The organism is Bradyrhizobium sp., from assembly GCF_035935975.1.
GTDB lineage: Bacteria > Pseudomonadota > Alphaproteobacteria > Rhizobiales > Xanthobacteraceae > Bradyrhizobium.
The window spans coordinates 60,342-76,022 of record NZ_DASYWN010000058.1 but is presented as its reverse complement, the minus strand read 5'-3'; the positions used below and the strand labels follow the sequence as shown (position 1 = coordinate 76,022).

Annotated in this window: 19 protein-coding genes, 1 tRNA gene and 1 pseudogene; 7 read left to right on the top strand and 14 right to left on the bottom strand. The window is 63.1% G+C overall.

Features of this window, described 5'->3' with window-relative positions; translation table 11 throughout:
- Positions 1-15 precede the first annotated feature (15 nt).
- The gene (locus VGR99_RS37825) at positions 16-624 is read left to right on the top strand and encodes a 2-hydroxychromene-2-carboxylate isomerase (RefSeq protein ID WP_326905031.1); all 609 of its coding nucleotides are present in this window, start codon (positions 16-18) and stop codon (positions 622-624) included.
- Positions 625-735: 111 nt separating this feature from the next.
- Positions 736-1,659: a 2-dehydropantoate 2-reductase gene (gene panE, locus VGR99_RS37820; RefSeq protein ID WP_326905030.1), complete on the top strand. Its 924-nt coding sequence runs from the start codon at positions 736-738 to the stop codon at positions 1,657-1,659.
- Between the two features lie 79 nt (positions 1,660-1,738).
- Here panE and VGR99_RS37815 read toward each other — a convergent pair whose 3' ends face one another.
- The 7 genes and pseudogenes from VGR99_RS37815 to VGR99_RS37785 form a co-directional block, all read right to left on the bottom strand.
- On the bottom strand, positions 1,739-2,332 hold the full coding sequence (locus VGR99_RS37815) for a c-type cytochrome (RefSeq protein WP_326905029.1): 594 nt from the start codon (positions 2,330-2,332) through the stop codon (positions 1,739-1,741).
- Between the two features lie 207 nt (positions 2,333-2,539).
- Complete coding sequence (locus tag VGR99_RS37810) at positions 2,540-3,814, bottom strand: PQQ-dependent sugar dehydrogenase (protein ID WP_326905028.1); 1,275 nt, start codon at positions 3,812-3,814, stop codon at positions 2,540-2,542.
- A 382-nt stretch (positions 3,815-4,196) separates the two neighbouring features.
- Positions 4,197-5,183: an NAD(P)-dependent oxidoreductase gene (locus VGR99_RS37805; RefSeq protein WP_326905027.1), complete on the bottom strand. Its 987-nt coding sequence runs from the start codon at positions 5,181-5,183 to the stop codon at positions 4,197-4,199.
- 78 nt (positions 5,184-5,261) lie between these two features.
- Positions 5,262-5,903: a hypothetical protein gene (locus tag VGR99_RS37800; RefSeq protein WP_326905026.1), complete on the bottom strand. Its 642-nt coding sequence runs from the start codon at positions 5,901-5,903 to the stop codon at positions 5,262-5,264.
- Complete coding sequence (locus VGR99_RS37795; protein WP_326905045.1) at positions 5,900-6,313, bottom strand: RusA family crossover junction endodeoxyribonuclease; 414 nt, start codon at positions 6,311-6,313, stop codon at positions 5,900-5,902. Before VGR99_RS37795 ends, VGR99_RS37800 begins: the two co-directional genes overlap by 4 nt.
- A 186-nt stretch (positions 6,314-6,499) precedes the next feature.
- Positions 6,500-6,694: pseudogene (locus VGR99_RS37790) on the bottom strand (NAD(P)-dependent oxidoreductase); the annotation flags it as partial.
- A 76-nt stretch (positions 6,695-6,770) separates the two neighbouring features.
- Positions 6,771-6,845: transfer RNA gene (locus tag VGR99_RS37785), tRNA-Gly, on the bottom strand.
- Positions 6,846-7,120: 275 nt separating this feature from the next.
- Here VGR99_RS37785 and trxA point away from each other — a divergent pair.
- Positions 7,121-8,044 (top strand): thioredoxin, encoded by a 924-nt coding sequence (gene trxA / locus VGR99_RS37780; RefSeq protein ID WP_326905025.1) that lies wholly within the window; start codon positions 7,121-7,123, stop codon positions 8,042-8,044.
- A 34-nt stretch (positions 8,045-8,078) separates the two neighbouring features.
- On the top strand, positions 8,079-8,756 hold the full coding sequence (locus VGR99_RS37775) for an LON peptidase substrate-binding domain-containing protein (RefSeq protein ID WP_326905024.1): 678 nt from the start codon (positions 8,079-8,081) through the stop codon (positions 8,754-8,756).
- Positions 8,757-8,838: 82 nt separating this feature from the next.
- On the opposite strand, the gene VGR99_RS37770 is transcribed toward VGR99_RS37775, so the two are convergent.
- The 3 genes from VGR99_RS37770 to VGR99_RS37760 all read right to left on the bottom strand — a co-directional run bounded on the left by VGR99_RS37770 (position 8,839) and on the right by VGR99_RS37760 (position 10,319).
- Positions 8,839-9,438 (bottom strand): cytochrome b/b6 domain-containing protein, encoded by a 600-nt coding sequence (locus tag VGR99_RS37770; protein ID WP_326905023.1) that lies wholly within the window; start codon positions 9,436-9,438, stop codon positions 8,839-8,841.
- Between the two features lie 35 nt (positions 9,439-9,473).
- Positions 9,474-9,752: a PepSY domain-containing protein gene (locus tag VGR99_RS37765; RefSeq protein ID WP_326905022.1), complete on the bottom strand. Its 279-nt coding sequence runs from the start codon at positions 9,750-9,752 to the stop codon at positions 9,474-9,476.
- A 216-nt stretch (positions 9,753-9,968) separates the two neighbouring features.
- Positions 9,969-10,319, bottom strand: coding sequence for a hypothetical protein (locus tag VGR99_RS37760; protein WP_326905021.1), 351 nt, complete (start codon positions 10,317-10,319; stop codon positions 9,969-9,971).
- A gap of 90 nt (positions 10,320-10,409) precedes the next feature.
- On the opposite strand from VGR99_RS37760, the gene VGR99_RS37755 reads away from it, so the two are divergent.
- Positions 10,410-10,940 (top strand): TetR/AcrR family transcriptional regulator, encoded by a 531-nt coding sequence (locus VGR99_RS37755; protein WP_326905020.1) that lies wholly within the window; start codon positions 10,410-10,412, stop codon positions 10,938-10,940.
- Between the two features lie 60 nt (positions 10,941-11,000).
- Positions 11,001-11,198: a Trm112 family protein gene (locus tag VGR99_RS37750; protein WP_166811546.1), complete on the top strand. Its 198-nt coding sequence runs from the start codon at positions 11,001-11,003 to the stop codon at positions 11,196-11,198.
- Between the two features lie 115 nt (positions 11,199-11,313).
- Here the strand turns inward: VGR99_RS37750 and VGR99_RS37745 are convergent, their stop codons facing one another.
- The gene (locus tag VGR99_RS37745) at positions 11,314-12,534 is read right to left on the bottom strand and encodes a ubiquinone biosynthesis hydroxylase (protein WP_326905019.1); all 1,221 of its coding nucleotides are present in this window, start codon (positions 12,532-12,534) and stop codon (positions 11,314-11,316) included.
- Between the two features lie 121 nt (positions 12,535-12,655).
- Between VGR99_RS37745 and tesB the strand changes: the two genes are divergently transcribed.
- Positions 12,656-13,519, top strand: coding sequence for an acyl-CoA thioesterase II (gene tesB, locus VGR99_RS37740; RefSeq protein ID WP_326905018.1), 864 nt, complete (start codon positions 12,656-12,658; stop codon positions 13,517-13,519).
- Between the two features lie 2 nt (positions 13,520-13,521).
- Here the strand turns inward: tesB and VGR99_RS37735 are convergent, their stop codons facing one another.
- The 3 genes from VGR99_RS37735 to VGR99_RS37725 all read right to left on the bottom strand — a co-directional run bounded on the left by VGR99_RS37735 (position 13,522) and on the right by VGR99_RS37725 (position 15,646).
- On the bottom strand, positions 13,522-13,992 hold the full coding sequence (locus tag VGR99_RS37735; protein ID WP_326905017.1) for a hypothetical protein: 471 nt from the start codon (positions 13,990-13,992) through the stop codon (positions 13,522-13,524).
- Entirely contained in the window at positions 13,989-14,600 is a 612-nt protein-coding gene (locus VGR99_RS37730; RefSeq protein ID WP_326905016.1) for a GYF domain-containing protein, read from the bottom strand. Before VGR99_RS37730 ends, VGR99_RS37735 begins: the two co-directional genes overlap by 4 nt.
- A 146-nt stretch (positions 14,601-14,746) precedes the next feature.
- A complete protein-coding gene (locus tag VGR99_RS37725; protein ID WP_326905015.1) occupies positions 14,747-15,646 on the bottom strand; it encodes a DUF4339 domain-containing protein in 900 nt (299 codons plus the stop codon).
- Positions 15,647-15,681 lie beyond the last annotated feature (35 nt).

Here is a 15,681-nt window from a genome sequence, read left to right as displayed (position 1 = left end):
TCAGGGAGAACGAATTTGACCCGCACAGCCCCGCAATTCCTGTTCGATTTCGGCAGCCCGAACGCCTATCTCAGCCACCTCGCGATTCCCGCGATCGAGCAGCGCATCGGCGTCAAGTTCGAATATGTACCGATCCTGCTCGGCGGCATCTTCAAGTCCACCAACAACAAGTCGCCGGCCGAGACGCTCGCCGGCGTCAAGAACAAGCGCGAATTCCAGCAGGTCGAGACCGAGCGCTTCATCAAGCGTTTCAAGGTGCAGCCTTACGTCTTCAATCCCAACTTCCCCGTCAACACGCTGAACCTGATGCGCACGGCGATCGCGGCGCAGCTCGAGGGCGTGTTCGAGAAGTATGTGGACGCCGCCTTCCACCACATGTGGCGCGAGCCGAAGAAGATGGACGATCCGGAAGTGGCGGCAAAAGCGCTGGCATCCTCCGGCCTGGACGCCCAAAAGCTGTTCGCCCGCGCCCAGGAGCCGGAGGTGAAAGCCAAGCTGATCAAGAACACCGAGGAGGCGGTCGCCCGCGGTGCGTTCGGCTCGCCGACCTTCTTCGTCGGCAACGAGATGTTCTTCGGCAAGGAGCAGCTGCGCGAGGTCGAGGAGATGGTGCTGGAAACGTAATCCCCGCATCCTCAGCGACAGAATGTGATCGCGGTGACATTCTGGGTTGCTTCGCTTCGCGCGCAAGGGCGACTATAGATAGACCGCCAATAGCACAATAAGGACAATCCCATGCGTATCCTCGTGGTCGGCGCCGGCGCCATCGGCGGCTATTTTGGTGGCAGGCTGTTGCAGGCCGGCCGCGACGTCACCTTCCTGGTCCGGCCACGCCGCGCCAGCGAGCTCGCCAGCGACGGCCTCGTCATCAAGAGCCCGAACGGCGACGTGACGTTGAAGAATCCGCCGACCGTGCAGGCCGACGCGCTCAAGGAAAAGTTCGATGTCATCCTGCTGAGCTGCAAGGCGTTCGACCTCGACGACGCCATCAAGTCGTTCGCGCCGGCGGTGGGGCCGAACACCGCAATCATCCCGATGCTCAACGGCATGAAGCATCTCGACACGCTCGATGCGAAATTCGGCAAGGAGCGCGTGCTCGGCGGCCTCTGCGCCATCGCCGCGACACTGAACGAGAAGCGCGAGGTGGTGCAGCTCCAGCCGATGCAGTCGCTCAATTACGGCGAGCGCGACGGCAAGCCGTCGGATCGCGTCAAGGCGATCGACGAAGCGTTCAAGAGCGGCATCAATGGCGCCACCGCCAGCCAGAACATCATGCAGGATATGTGGGAGAAGTGGGTGTTCCTTTCCTCGCTCGCCGCAAGCACCAGCCTGATGCGCACCTCGGTCGGCAACATCCTCGCCGCGCCCGGCGGCCGGGATTTCCTGCTCGGCATGCTCGACGAGACCAGCGCGATCGCCACCGCCTCGGGCTATACGCCGGGCGGGCCGTTCTTCGAGCGCGTGAAGGGCAACATCACCACCGAGGGCTCGCCGATGACGGCCTCGATGTTCCGCGACATCAAGGCAGGCTTCCCGGTCGAAGCCGATCACGTGATCGGCGACCTGATCGCGCGCGCCGATGCCGCCAAGGTGCCGGTGCCGAAGCTCCGAATCGCGTACACGCATCTGAAGGCGTATGAGAAGCAGCGGGCGGGGTAAGCCACACACTCTACTGTCGTCCCGGATCTGCCCTTCGCTTGTCCGGGACGACAGCGGAGTTTTTGGCTCGAATTTCGCGCTACTTGAAATACGCCAGATAATGCGACACGGCGGTGATCTCCTCGTCGCTCATATGATAGGCGACGTCGGCCATCGCGGCGACGCCGCCGCCGACGCGCGCGCCGGCCTTGTAGTCGTGCAGCGCCTTGACCAGGTATTCCTCGCGCTGGCCCGCGAGCCGCGCCACCGCCTTGGTGCCGGCAAAACTGTCCGTGTGGCATGAAGCGCAGCGGCGGCCGACGGCGACCTGCGCACCCTTTTTCGACAGGTCCGGATCTTTGTCTTCCTCCGCCTTCGGCGGCGTCATCTGCGCGAAATAGGCGCCAAAATTACGGATGTCCTCGTTGGTGATCTCCTCGGCGATCGGCTGCATCTGATCGTTCTTGCGCGAGCCGGCGCGGAAGAACACGAGCTGCCACTGGATGAATTGATCCGGTTGGCCGGCCAGCGAGGGAATGTTCTCGGTCTGCGAAATGCCGTTCTCGCCGTGACAGCCTGAGCAGACCGCGGCCTTCTCCTTGATCGCGGCGTTGTCGGCGGCCTCGGCCGGGACGAAGGCGATCGCTGCGAGCGAGAGCACGCCGATGGCGTACGAAGAAAACTGGCGGCGCATGATGGGGATCCGATCTATCTGGCTCGTCATTTCCGGGGCGTACGGAGCACGAGCTGCGATGCGCGATTGCGCATCCGAAAATCCATAACCGCGACTCGGGGTTATGAGTTCCGGACTTGCGCCGGCGCGCAATCCGGAACGACATCGAAGTTGAAAGCAAAAGAGGCTGCGGCCGTCACCCGGTCGCAGCCTCCATGTCGCGTCGCGCTACTTCTTGCTGTAGCTGATGCGGTAGATCGCGCCGGCCCAATCGTCGGCGACGAGGATCGAGCCGTCCTTGGCGAGGATGATGTCATCGGGACGGCCGAGATAGCCCTGGTCGCCCTCGATCCAGCCGGAGGCGAACACCTCCTGCTTGGGATTCTTGCCATCGGGACCGACGATCACGCGAACGATACGGCCACCCTGGTACTTGTGACGATTCCAGGAGCCGTGCTCGGCGATCAGGATGTTGTTCTTGTACTCGGCGGGGAATTGATCGCCGGTATAGAACTTCATGCCGAGCGGAGCGACGTGCGCGCCGAGATTCAGCACGGGCGGCGTGAACTCGGAGCATTTGTGGCCCATCGCGAACTTGTCGTCCGGCAGATTGCCCTGGTGGCAGTAGGGATAGCCGAAATGCTCGCCGATCTTGTTGATCATGTTCAGCTTGTCGCTGGGCAGATCATCGCTGATCCAGTCGCGGGCATTCTCGGTGAACCAGTATTTGCCAGTGCGCGGATCGACGTCGCCGCCGACCGAGTTGCGAACGCCGAGCGCGTAGACCTCGGCATTGCCGGTCTTGGGATCGACGCGGCGGATCTGCGAGACGCTGGTCGGCGGGATGCCGACGTTGAAGGGCGGTCCGAACGGAATGTAGAACCAGCCGTCCTTGTCGACCGCGATGTACTTCCAGCCATGCGCGGCATAGGACGGCATGTCGTCGTAGACGACCTTGCCGTCACCGAGCTTGTCGAGGTTGGCTTCCGCATTGTCGTAGCGGATCAGCTTGTCGACGGCGATGACGTAGAGCGCGCCGTCCTTGAAGGCGAGACCGGTGGGCATGTTCAGCCCCTTGAGGACGGTCTTGACCTCCTTCTTCCCGTTGTTGTCCTTGATGGCATAGACGTTGCCGAGGCCGAACGAGCCGACGAACAGCGTGCCCTTGTCACCCCAGGCCATCTGCCGCGCGGCGAGCACGCCCGAGGCATAGACCTCGATCTTGAAGCCGGCCGGCAGCTTGATCTTCTTGATGATGTTGGCGAGCTCGGCGTCGGAGGCGCCGGTCGGCGGCCCCGAGGGCGGCGCGAGGCCCTTCTGCGCCTCGGTCTCATCGCCCAGGAACCAGTCATCCGGCGGATGGGTCCAGAAATCCTTGGTGCCGGATTCGTATTTCTTCAGCGCCCTGTTCTTGTCCTGCTGTTGCGCATTGCCGGCGCTGGTCCCCGCAAGAAGGGCCACGGCTGCAAGCGCCAACACGGATCGATGGAACATCGATGTCATCGCGTCACTCCCCTAAGGCAGCCGTCAAGGCCGCGCATTATTTTGTTATGGCTAGTCGAGAGGCGAAGTTTGGAGTCTGCCGAACGGCAGACTTAAAAAGGTTAGCACATCTGCCGGCCGTGAGAAGCGCGCCGCGCGCACTGCAATTGTGCTCAGTAAAAATTGAGACGGATTTTCTCGCGGCGCGATGGAGGGCGACAACAACGCTCTCGCTGCAGCGCGGAATCAAACGCGCATGCGGCTCAAGCGCGGACGGCAAAAGCCTGCGTCAAACAAAAAGTGCGAAAACAACCCCATGCACAGTAGAACGGCGCGGGCCGGTTTGCGCCCGGCGACGCCGGCCACACATCTGACGCATCGTGCGAATTCGCAAAAGCGGCGATTACGGGGCGACGGGATAGGATCCATCGTCAAACAGCTCGTCGTGATAGCCTTTCGACCCGACCTCGCGCGCCAGCGCGCTGCGAAAATCGCGGCCGTCGCGAAGGCTGCGCAGCACATGGGCGAAGTCGAATTCAGGCCGCCAACCGAGCTCACGCCGCGCGCGCTCGTTGACATAGACGCGGTCGATCTCCGGGAAGAGCCGCCAGCCGTGCGCCGCATAGAGCTCGGCGCAATCCGGATAGAGTTCGTGCACGACACCGGCCGCGCCGCGCGGGAGCGCGGCGAGATGGCGCGGCTCGAACGGGCTGGTGGCGGAGACGATGTAACGCCCAAAGCCGATCTTTGGCGCTCGCTCGGCGGCGAGCAGATGGGCGCTCACGGCGTCCGCTATATCCAGCCGTCTATAAAGCAGCTCGTTGGCCTGCGCGTTGTCCAGCGGGTAGGCCGACCGCATCGCCGGATCGTCATCGTCCTCCGGAAAGAACCGCGAGGTCCTCAGGACCACGACCGGCAGCCCACGCTCGCGGAAGAACAGCTCGCACAGGGTCTCCGCCATCAATTTGGTGGTGCCGTAGATGTTCTTCGGCACCGGCGACAGATCCTCGGTCACCCACACCGCGGCCTGTCCGGCTTCGGGGCGAAGCTGCGAGCCGAACGCGCTGGTGGTGCTGGTGAAGACGAAGCTGCGCACGCCCGCGGTCACCGCCGCCTCGAGCAGGTTGAGCGTGCCGGTGACGTTGGTGTCGACAAAGTCCTGCTTGCCGTGTGTCGCCACATGCGGCTTGTGCAGCGTCGCGGTGTGGATCACGGCGCTGACGCCGTCCATCTGGCGCCGCACGAAGTCGGGGTCGACGATCGAGCCGACGGCATCGGTGAAGGGCGAGGGCTTCAGGTCGATCCCGCGCGCGGGTGAACCGCGCCCGCGGAGCGTCCGGAGAATGGCTTCCCCGAGATGACCCGCGCTGCCAATAACCAGGATTGCCATTACATGTCTAACGTACGTTCCGGACAGAGCCTTCTAGTCCTAGCCACGATCGTAATGCCAATATCCGCAGCCATCGCGCTAGGCGGCTGCGGATTCCGCTGCGAGCCTCTCTGATATTTCGCGGAAGAACTCAACCTCTCCTTTTTGCGGCAAATCATGAAGATTCCCGTGAATTAACGCGTTGCGCTTCGCCGCAAGAATGCGGAGGAAATCGCCTTCGGATGGCGTGACATAACCCTCTTGAGCTAGCTGCTGCACAATGCGACCGGGCGTCTGCGGCTTCTCAAATGTTGCCGTCATCAGCCGTCGGGCGATAGCTTCAAACGTGGCCCAGCCAAGGATGAAGGCGGCTGAAACATGGTTTGAGTCCTGCAGCAATTTGATTTCGTCGAGAAAGTTCTGAATCTGCTCGCGAGATTGCACCTGAAGTTCGTTACCGCGACTCGCTGACGTTACGACAAGGACTCGTAGTTCCCAATCGGGGTGTTCTTTGATCAGGTTCGCAAGCGCCCGCGTCTTCTTCTGTTGGGTACTTTCCGATGTAACAAGTTCGATAACTAGCTTCTTGCCTTTTCCGATCGCAATTGCGTCGGGTCGCAAATCAGCAAGGAACGGTGGCACAACCGGAGCAGTTGGATGCAGATATACCTCATAGCCTTCCGAACGGAGCTGCGGAATAAGGCCTTGCAGAAACTCGGCCTCTGAAACTTTGTCGGTCATCGCAACTCCTCGCGTGGCTTGTTCGAGAGACGCACATACAACGCGGGGCGAGGTCCACTGACGGCGACTGCCACCATTTCGGTCGGATTCTCGACCCTAAACGGAATGCCCGGTTCGAATTTCTGAACAACAAGTCTCTCGACCTGTTGATCATCGACGTAAATGTGAGCTGAAAGGGCGTCGAGAATTGGTTTTACGATGTTGTCGATGTCGCCAGTCATTGGCTCATCAGGCAAATAATACAAGGTAACGCCGATCGGCTCTTGGCTGGCGAAATGCGGCTGAGGAATGACAGCTGTGCTTGCAGCCTTGACGCGCGCTTTCCACTCGTTCCTGGATTCGGCCCGCTTTGCCTGAAGTGAGACAGCAGTTCCATGAACTATGAATTCGATCGGAAAGGACAATTCCATTGGGTCCGCATGAACGCGTGTTGAGTAAGATATTATCAAATTCTGTTGCGGCTGCGAGCAAGCGAAAGCTACTACAACTGATCCCGGAGCGAGTTGGCAACTTGTAATACTAAGTTTCTTTTGGTCACAAGCGGCTCCGGCGCCACATGTCGGCAGCGCTTTGATCGCGCTTGAGGCGATTATGCACGTCGCGGTCCGGATCAGGGCCCTCGGGCCGTCCATTTGGCGCCGCACGAATGCCGGATAGGCGATCAAGCCAACGGCATCGGAGAAGAGTGACGCTTTCAGATCGATCCCGCACACTAGCGAGCCAGGCGCCTGGAGGGACCGCAGAACTGCCTCCCCGAGATGACCCGCGCTGCCAGTAACCAGAATTGTCATGTGACACCCAAGCCAGCCGCCAGCGGCGTGGAGAACCACGGCCCGACCCGGTTTGGCTGGATGCTCTGGGAAAAATTGGAGCGGGCGAAGGGGCTCGAACCCTCGACCCCGACCTTGGCAAGGTCGTGCTCTACCACTGAGCTACACCCGCATCCTGTGTCGGTCGCGTGACGCGCCGGCAACGGCTGTCGTATGCCAAAAGCGGGCGGCGAATGCAACAGCTACCGGCAGCTAAGATTCGAGTTTCGAGGCCCAATATGGGCACCGAAAGTGGCCAGATCGACCGGAAACGCCCCGGAACCAGCGAATCGGCCCCGATGGATTGAAATTCGGCCGACCCGGCCCAATTTTAGGGCCTGAAACGAAGCACATGTGATGGCGACGTGCTAAAGAGCCGCCATTCCAGACATCAGACGAGGGAATCCCGTGACGATCATCGACCAGGGTAACGGAGCGGCGGGCCCGGCTGCGGCCGATCTGATCAAGGACACCACCACCCAGACCTTCGTGAAGGACGTCATCGAGGAATCGAAGCGCCAGCCGGTGCTGATCGACTTCTGGGCGGAGTGGTGCGGCCCCTGCAAGCAGCTCACCCCCGTGCTGGAGAAGGCCGTCAAGGCGGCCAAGGGCAAGGTCAAGCTGGTCAAGATGAACATCGACCAGCACCCGGCGATCCCGGGCCAGATGGGCATCCAGTCGATCCCGGCCGTGATCGCCTTCGTCAACGGCCAGCCGGCCGACGGTTTCATGGGCGCGGTGCCGGAGAGCCAGGTCAACGCCTTCATTGAAAAGCTGACGAAGGGCGTCACCGCGCCGGGTGAGCCGAATATCGCTGAAATCCTGCAAGAGGCCGAAGCCGTGCTGGCCGAGGGCGACGCCTCAGCCGCCGCGCAGATCTATGCCGAAGTGCTCCAGTACGATTCGACCAACATCGCAGCCCTTGCCGGCCTTGCGAAGTGCTACGCCGTCTCCGGCGCGATGGAGCAGGCCAAGCAGACGCTGGCCATGGTGCCGGAATCCAAGCGCAACGACCCCGCCGTGAAGGCCGTGCAGACCGCGATCGATCTCGCCGAGCAGGCGCAATCGCTCGGTCCCGTGGCCGAGCTGGAACAGAAAGTCGCCGCAAATCCGCTCGATCATCAGGCACGTTTCGACCTCGCGACCGCGCTCAACGCGCAAGGCGACCGCGCCGCAGCCACCGAGCAACTGCTCGCGATCGTCAAGCGCGACCGCAAATGGAACGACGACGGCGCCCGCAAGCAGCTCGTGCAGTTCTTCGAGGCCTGGGGTGGCACGGATGATGCAACCGTCGAGGGTCGCAAGCGCTTGTCGACGATCCTGTTTTCCTGAAGCGCGATGAGCTAGCGCGGTCAGCGGGGACCAGATGCCGATCAACATCGAATATCGCGGGCCCGCCGACCTCCCCGAGATCATTCCGGTATTTCCGCTGCCGGGCGCGCTGCTGCTGCCGCGCGGGCAGATGCCGCTCAACATCTTCGAGCCGCGCTATCTCTCGATGGTCGACGATTCCTTCCGCGACGGCCATCGCCTGATCGGCATGATCCAGCCCGACGTGGCGCACTCGCCGAAGAATTCCAACAAGCCGGCGCTGTTCCGCGTCGGCTGCGTCGGCCGCATCACCCAGCTCGCCGAATCCGGCGACGGCCGCTATATTCTCGAGCTTACCGGCGTCTCGCGCTTCAAGGTGGTCGAGGAGCTCGCGGTGCTCACCGCCTACCGGCAGTGCAAGGTGGATTTCTTCGCCTTCATCGACGATTTCACCGCGCGCATGGGCGAGGAGCAGGTCGATCGCGAGGCGCTGCTGGCGGTGCTCGCGGACTTCCTGAAGGCCAACAATCTCAAGGTCGATTGGGAGGGCGTCGAGAGCGCACCTAACGAGGCGCTGGTCAACGCGCTGGCGATGATGTCGCCCTATGGTCCCGCGGAAAAGCAGGCCATGCTGGAGGCGCCCGACCTGAAGACCCGCGCCGAGATCCTGATCGCGGTCACCGAGATGGACCTCGCCAAGAAGCGCACCAGCGGCGATCCACCGTTGCAGTGAGGGACGACTAGGCTTCCGCGATGACGGTGCTCTCCCGCTTGCGGGAGAGGTTAGACCAAGCCCGCAGCTCGACTGCGCTTACCTAACTTCCCTGATGATGCCGGATGCGCTTGCGGCCGGTGAACATCGCGCCGATCAGGTTCTCGCGCTGAAGAAGCCCCATCAGCACCACGCCCGCGATGTGCAGTACGACCAGCACCATGACCGCGTCCGATGCGATCGCGTGGGTGTCCTCGATCCACCATATGCCGAAGAAGGTCACCGTCACCGACATCGCACCCGTGATCGCCGAGACGGCGATTGCGAGCAGCAGCGCCACCTGCATCAAGGTGCCGGCAGGGTTGAGTCCGATATAGCGGCCGGTGATGCCGCGGCGCAGATTCCAGAGATAGCGCGGCGCGACACGCAGCCTGACGCCGACCATGCGGAAGCGCGAATAGCGGCTGCCCCAAACACCCCAGGCCAGGCGAAAGGCGAGGAGAGCGAGCACCGTGTAGCCGACGATGCGATGAGCCCTGTCATAGACGGTGGGAGTGAACCACGCGGCCAGAATGCTGACCGCGAGGGCCCAGTGCCACAGGCGTAGCGGGAGATCCCAGACTGCAACGGTCCGCGGTGCGGTTCGATCCGCGGGGGTCCTGTCGGACGCCCCGCGCGTGTCTGGCACCGCTTCGTCGATCAAGCCGTGACTATCCTAAAAGCCTTACTTGGCGCAGATCATTTGGCGATGGTGTGCTTCAGGCTGAGATCTTCGGGGCTGTAGAACAGCTCGTAGAGCTTGCCTTCCTTGACGCCGTAGACCTCATAGCACGAACCTTCGATCTTCGAGCGGCGGACTTCGTAGCCGAGCGCCTTGGCCTTGGCTTCGGCTTCGCTCGCCGGTTTCCACGACGCCTTGTCGAGCTTGGTGCAATCCTTGAACCCGTCGGCCATGGCCGCGGTGCTCATTCCCATGCCGACCGTCAGTGCAATTGCAACAACACGAATGACCTTCACGAACGTCTCCTCCTCTGTCGTGCGCGCGCGGCGCGAAGCGGGACCGAAGGAAGCAAAGGGGATGATGAAGTCAATCCGGTTCGGGGCTATCGGGGTTTAGAGTTATTCTAACGATCCGAAAAACATCAGCGCGCTCCGTGCGCAGCATGGATTTGAACGGCCGCTGCGGCCTTACGCCTCACAACTTCGATCGCGCGTCATCCGGACGCGCCGCACCTAGTAGCCGGCCGCCGCCAGCACGACGACCACGCTGAGCATCATCCAGCCGAAGTGCCGGCCGCGCGTGGCCCATGCGTTGGCGAGGGCGGAGAAGCCGTACACGCATGCGAGGGTGACGACGATCCAGTGGCGCGCCGGCTCCGAGCCCATCCAGGGCGCCGCGATCAGGAGCACGCCGCCGCCGATCCAGGCGACGGTCGAGGCCTGCCAGACCAGGCGGATCAGGGTGCGCAGCCGCTCCGGCTCGATTTTGGCGCGGGGGAACACCTTGGCTTCGCCGAGATAGCCGTGGATCAGGGCCACGATAATGGTCAGGACGCCGGCGCACTGCAGCAAGAGATCACGCATCGATGTCTCCATACATATATGTATGGTTGATTATGCGCTCGCGTACGGCCTGTCAATACACTAGTGTATGGTCGGATCCTGGGGACCGACATGACCGAGCAGCTCTCCGCCGACGACTGGATCAACGCAGGCCTGAAGGCGCTCGCAGCAAGCGGCTTCACGGCCCTGAAGGCCGATCCGCTCGCGAAGACCATGGGCGTCTCGCGCGGCAGCTTCTATTGGCATTTTGCCGATCTCGGCGCATTCCACGCGGCGGTGCTGAAGCGCTGGCGCGAGATCGCCGCGGAGCAGATCATCGCCGACGTCGAGGCCGCCGGCGACGAAGCGTTGAAGGCGTTGCTGCGCAGGTCGTTCGGCGCGCGGCTCGATCTCGAACGCGCGGTGCGGAACTGGGCGGCATTCGATGCAGCCGCGCAAGGCGCGGTCCGCGCCATCGACCGCCGCAGGATCGACTATATCGAGGCCTTGCTCGCCAAGCGCGGGCTCGCGCCTGCGATGGCGCAGGCCCGCGCGCAGATCCTGTACTGGACGTTTCTCGGCTTTGCCCTGTCGGGCACGCCGGTACCGGCGGCGCGGCTGCAGGGCCTGCTCGACGAGATCCTGCGGATGGTTTCCACTTGAGCCGACCAATGGGCGGTGGCGAATTTCTGTGTTAGAGGCAACCGACCGCCGGAGACCGAAATGAACACGCCCACCGAACGCCCCGAAGCCAGTGTCGATCCCAAATTGCTGGAGATTCTGGTCTGCCCGCTGACCAAGGGTCCGCTGGAGTTTGATGCCGCCAAGCAGGAGCTGATCTCGCGTAGCGCCAAGCTCGCCTATCCGATCCGCGACGGCATTCCGATCATGCTGCCGGAAGAGGCGAGAAAGATCGATTGAGGATCTTGTAGCCCGGATGGAGCGAAGCGAAATCCGGGACACCTCACGCCCATGATACAGCGGCCCCGGATTGCGCTGCGCTCCATCCGCGCTACGAAGGCCGCGCGAATCCTCGCTACAGCGCCTCGCCCTTCAACAGCCGCGGCACCTCGCCGGTCAGGCCGGCGGCCTGGCGGATGAAGAGGTTCTTCAGCGGCGGGGCGCGGTCGACGAGGCCGAGGCCGATGTCGCGCACGGTGCGCAGCAGCGTCGACTGGTTGGAGAACAGGAAGTTCAGCGAGTTGGTGGCAACGCCCATCGCCATGGTGTCGAAGCGGCGCCAGCGCTGATAGCGCTCGAGCACGTCGCCGCCGCCGAGATCCATGCCGAGCCGCGCGGCATCGACGACGACCTCGGCCAGCGCCGCAACATCCTTCAGCCCCATGTTGAGGCCCTGGCCCGCGATGGGATGGATGACATGGGCGGCATCGCCGACCAGCGCGAGGCGCTCGGCGATGAAGGAGCGCGCGACGAAATAGGACAGCGGAAACGCGCGCGGCTTGTCGAGCGCCTTCACCTCGCCGAGATGCAGGCCAAAGCGCTGCTCGAGCTCGGCGTGAAACTCGTCGTCGCCAAGCGCAATGATGCGCGCGGCCTCAGCCCGGCGCTCGGTCCACACCAGCGACGATCGCTTGCCGGAGAGCGGCAGGATCGCGAACGGACCTGCCGGCAAGAAATGCTCTTCGGCCCGCCCCTCGTGATCGCGCTCGTGGCCGACGGTGACGACGATGCCGGACTGGTCGTACTCCCAGCCATGGGTGGCGATACCGGCACGCTCGCGCAGCTTCGACCGCGCGCCGTCGGCGGCGACCAGGAGACTGGCTGCGATCACGCTGCCGTCGCCGAGCGTCACGTCGATGCCCTCGTCGCGCGCGTCGTAGGACGCCACGGTGGTGGCGCGCAGATCGACGCCCTCGGCCTCGGCGCGCACGACCAGCGCATCGATCAGCCGGCGGTTCTCGACCATGTGCGCGAACGGCTCGCCCGGCGCGACGTCGCCGGCGAAGTTCAGGAACACCGGACGGGTGGCATCTTCCAGCTTCGAATCCGTCACGACCATGTCGAGGATAGGCTGGGCATCGCCTTTGACGTCGTCCCAGGCGCCGACAACCTCGAACAGGCGGCGACAGGCGGCCACGATCGCGGTCGCGCGGGGATCGCGGCTCGGCCGGGTGCCCAGCGCGGGGTCGGCGACGATGACGGGAATCTCGGGCCCCAGCCCCTGGCGCAACGCCAGAGCCAGTGCGAGGCCGGCAAACGCGCCGCCACCGATGACAATGCTACCCTGTACCGACATACCAAGCTTCCCGGTCAATTCTCGGTCTTGCTAGCAGACTTGAGCTGGGCGAAACAGTGCGGTGAAACAAGGGCGGAACGGCCCGAATGTGTCATTCCGGGGCGATGCGAAAGCGCAAGTCATGTCCAAGAGCCTGATCGACCTGATCTCGATCCTCGACCTCGAGCAGCTTGAGGTGAACCTGTTCCGCGGCAACAGCCCGAAGACGAGCTGGCAACGGGTGTTCGGTGGCCAGGTGATCGGGCAGGCGATGGTCGCGGCCTGCCGCACCGTCGAGGGCCGGCTGCCGCATTCGCTGCATTGCTATTTCATTCTGCCGGGCGATCCGCAGATCCCGATCATCTACCAGGTCGAGCGGCTGCGCGACGGCAAGAGCTATTCGACCCGCCGCGTCACCGCGATTCAGCACGGCAATGCGATCTTCTCGATCATGGTGTCGTTCCATGCCGACGAGGAGAGCGCGTTCGATCACCAGGACAAGATGCCCGATGTGCCGCCGCCGGAGAAACTCACGGCGGAAGAAGTGGCGAAGCAGCCGATGTTCCGCGAGATGCCGGATTTCATCCGCCGCTATTACGAATCCGATCGTCCGATCGAGCTGCGCCCGGTCGAGCTCGGCCGTTACTTCGGCCAGAAGATCGAGGACGGGCGTATTCATGTCTGGATCAAGACCGCGGCAACGCTGCCGGATGATCCGGCGCTGCACATGTGCGCGCTCGCCTATGCTTCGGACTTCTCGCTGCTCGACGCGATCATGGCGCGCTACGGCCGCACGCTGTTCGACAAGCGCATGATGCCGGCGAGCCTCGACCACGCGATGTGGTTTCACCGCCCGTTCCGCGCCGACGAATGGCTGCTCTACGCGCAGGATTCGCCGAGCGCGCGCGGCGGCCGCGGCCTGACCCGCGGCTCGATCTTCAAGCCCGACGGCACGCTGGTGGCATCCGTCGCGCAGGAAGGTTCCGTGCGCGAGCGGCGCAGCTGATATCAGATCTGGCCCGCCGAACTTGCAGGCGGGTGGACGTTGACCCCGAGGGACCGGAGGAACATTCCGATCGAAAGTCCGGATAGCGAGAGCTCGCTGAGCCAGCGCCAGAACATGATGCTGAGAACGATGTTGCAGACGGCGACGATCGCGACGAACAAGCTCTGATTGGACTTCGACGCCGGACCATCGGATGCCGACAGCTTTGGCGACCGGACGCTCATGAAGAGCGCCAGCAGCGGCGGCAGGATCAGGATGGGGCACGCCGCCAGCACCCAGATCAGCACCTCTGGATCGCGGATCGACCAGCCGATTCTCTCGGCTTGGTGCCTGAATTCCTGTTTCAGACGGCTGAGAACGCTTTCGACCGCGATCACGCCCCCGCACGCATTACAGGTCAGCGCGCCGGTGTTGACCGCCGACCCGCACGCAGGACAGGTTCGAACCGGCAAGCGATGCAGCGCATTGGTCATACGGGCTGGCCGGCCTGAAGCCTCCGGAGGTAGCGAAGATTCATGTCCTTCGCCGTCGAATAGGCATCGATCATCGACCAGATCCAGATCGTCCAGCCCAGGAACACGACCCAAAGGGCAATGCATCCGATCAACATCAGAATGCCCTTGCCCACCCGTCCGCAATACATCTGTCCGGCACCGCAAATCAGGAACGACAGCAGAAGCGCGACGCCGGGCGACTTCGCCCCGAACGCTCCGGTGTCATCGAGAAGGAGCGCGGGATTCACCTGATTGACCACATGAACCACGGTCGCGCCGGCCGCCGCATTGATCGGCGGCGGAGTTTGCTTGTTCGATCTGAACAGGGACGACAGATAGCGGTCCTGCGAGGCGGGCGTCCAGTTCTCGCTGCCGACGGGTAACACCTGAGTCGCGCCATCGACACGGCCCTCCTTGATGAACTCGTCAATGCGATACCCGGTATAGGGCCCGTAAGTCTGCCCATTGATGTGAATGTGCCATTCGCTATCGAGCGGATGCGGCGGCAGGTCGGAACTCGTGTTGCGCGGCGGCGGAGCCACCGAACGCCCACCGCCACTTGGTGGCGGATTCGAAATATCGCCCACTGCAATGCCCCCAATGAGTTGTATCTTGCAATAGGACCAACCTAGGGCAACCGGCCCGAGCTGCACAAGATGCAATGCAGGCCGCCTGCGACGGAGGTTGGGCTTCCGTTCTGCGCGGAGGAAGCTCCGCGCAGAAGGAGAGTTCGTCAGAAGCCGCGAGCGGCAACCCCACGGTCGACGAGCGCGAATTGCGACACGTACCAGCCGCCATACCAGCGCAGCATCCAGGGAATCGGGATGATGAAGCTACAGGCCAGCGAGAAGACCACCGTACGCCAGAGGAGCTGCCAGCCACTGCCGTTGAACACGATCTCGCGCCGCGTGCCCTCGGTATTGCTGCATATCCAGCGCATCCAGAACGCCAGGACCCAGGCCCAGCCGATGATGGTGATGGTCGAAACGAGCATCAGCAGATACCAGCCAACATAGCCGATTGCGCTGCCATTGAACGAGATCGGCAGCCGCTCGCCATTCGAGGTGAGATTGGCCACGATCCAGCGGATAATGACCCAGCCGAAAAAGGCATTGACGATCATGGCAACGAGCGGCGCGTACGAAATTCCGGTTGCGCCGGCATAAGTCAGGAGCGCGTTGCCCATCAGCGCCCACCAGATGTCCATCGGCTGACCCGCAAAGCCGAAGTTCGGGCGACCCGGCACCTGAATATGCGAGGTGATCCATTTGTAGAACCAGACGGCGACCCAGGGCGCCGGAATCACGAGCAGCATGCCGATGACAAACACAATGGTACGACCGAGCAGGCCGAACACGCTGAAATCAGCCGACAGCGATCCGCCGGAGGCGCTGCGTGCGCCGGCATAACCACCGCCACCCATCATCGGGGGAGCACCGGCGGGAATCATCGGGGGCGCACCGCCACCGCTGATGAGGCCCGGGATTTCGGCGGCCTTCTGCCAGCCGGCCATGCCTTCCGACCAAACCAGCGTATCGGGGCGAACCACGCCTTGCGCGATCAGGTCGCGGAATTGCGCTTCCGGATAGGGCCCCTGCTGCTTGCCCTCGGATGCGTAGAACCAACTCGCCATGAAACGTCCCCCTCGAACATACTTATGTACCGGCT

Coding starts and splice junctions, on each gene's coding strand:
- panE (WP_326905030.1), top strand. CDS start 736: ATGCGTATCCTCGTGGTCGGCGCCGGCGCCATCGGCGGCTATTTTGGT.
- VGR99_RS37815 (WP_326905029.1), bottom strand. CDS start 2,332: ATGCGCCGCCAGTTTTCTTCGTACGCCATCGGCGTGCTCTCGCTCGCA.
- VGR99_RS37810 (WP_326905028.1), bottom strand. CDS start 3,814: ATGACATCGATGTTCCATCGATCCGTGTTGGCGCTTGCAGCCGTGGCC.
- VGR99_RS37805 (WP_326905027.1), bottom strand. CDS start 5,183: ATGGCAATCCTGGTTATTGGCAGCGCGGGTCATCTCGGGGAAGCCATT.
- VGR99_RS37800 (WP_326905026.1), bottom strand. CDS start 5,903: ATGACCGACAAAGTTTCAGAGGCCGAGTTTCTGCAAGGCCTTATTCCG.
- VGR99_RS37795 (WP_326905045.1), bottom strand. CDS start 6,313: ATGGAATTGTCCTTTCCGATCGAATTCATAGTTCATGGAACTGCTGTC.
- VGR99_RS37775 (WP_326905024.1), top strand. CDS start 8,079: ATGCCGATCAACATCGAATATCGCGGGCCCGCCGACCTCCCCGAGATC.
- VGR99_RS37760 (WP_326905021.1), bottom strand. CDS start 10,319: ATGCGTGATCTCTTGCTGCAGTGCGCCGGCGTCCTGACCATTATCGTG.
- VGR99_RS37755 (WP_326905020.1), top strand. CDS start 10,410: ATGACCGAGCAGCTCTCCGCCGACGACTGGATCAACGCAGGCCTGAAG.
- VGR99_RS37750 (WP_166811546.1), top strand. CDS start 11,001: ATGAACACGCCCACCGAACGCCCCGAAGCCAGTGTCGATCCCAAATTG.
- VGR99_RS37745 (WP_326905019.1), bottom strand. CDS start 12,534: ATGTCGGTACAGGGTAGCATTGTCATCGGTGGCGGCGCGTTTGCCGGC.
- tesB (WP_326905018.1), top strand. CDS start 12,656: ATGTCCAAGAGCCTGATCGACCTGATCTCGATCCTCGACCTCGAGCAG.
- VGR99_RS37735 (WP_326905017.1), bottom strand. CDS start 13,992: ATGACCAATGCGCTGCATCGCTTGCCGGTTCGAACCTGTCCTGCGTGC.
- VGR99_RS37725 (WP_326905015.1), bottom strand. CDS start 15,646: ATGGCGAGTTGGTTCTACGCATCCGAGGGCAAGCAGCAGGGGCCCTAT.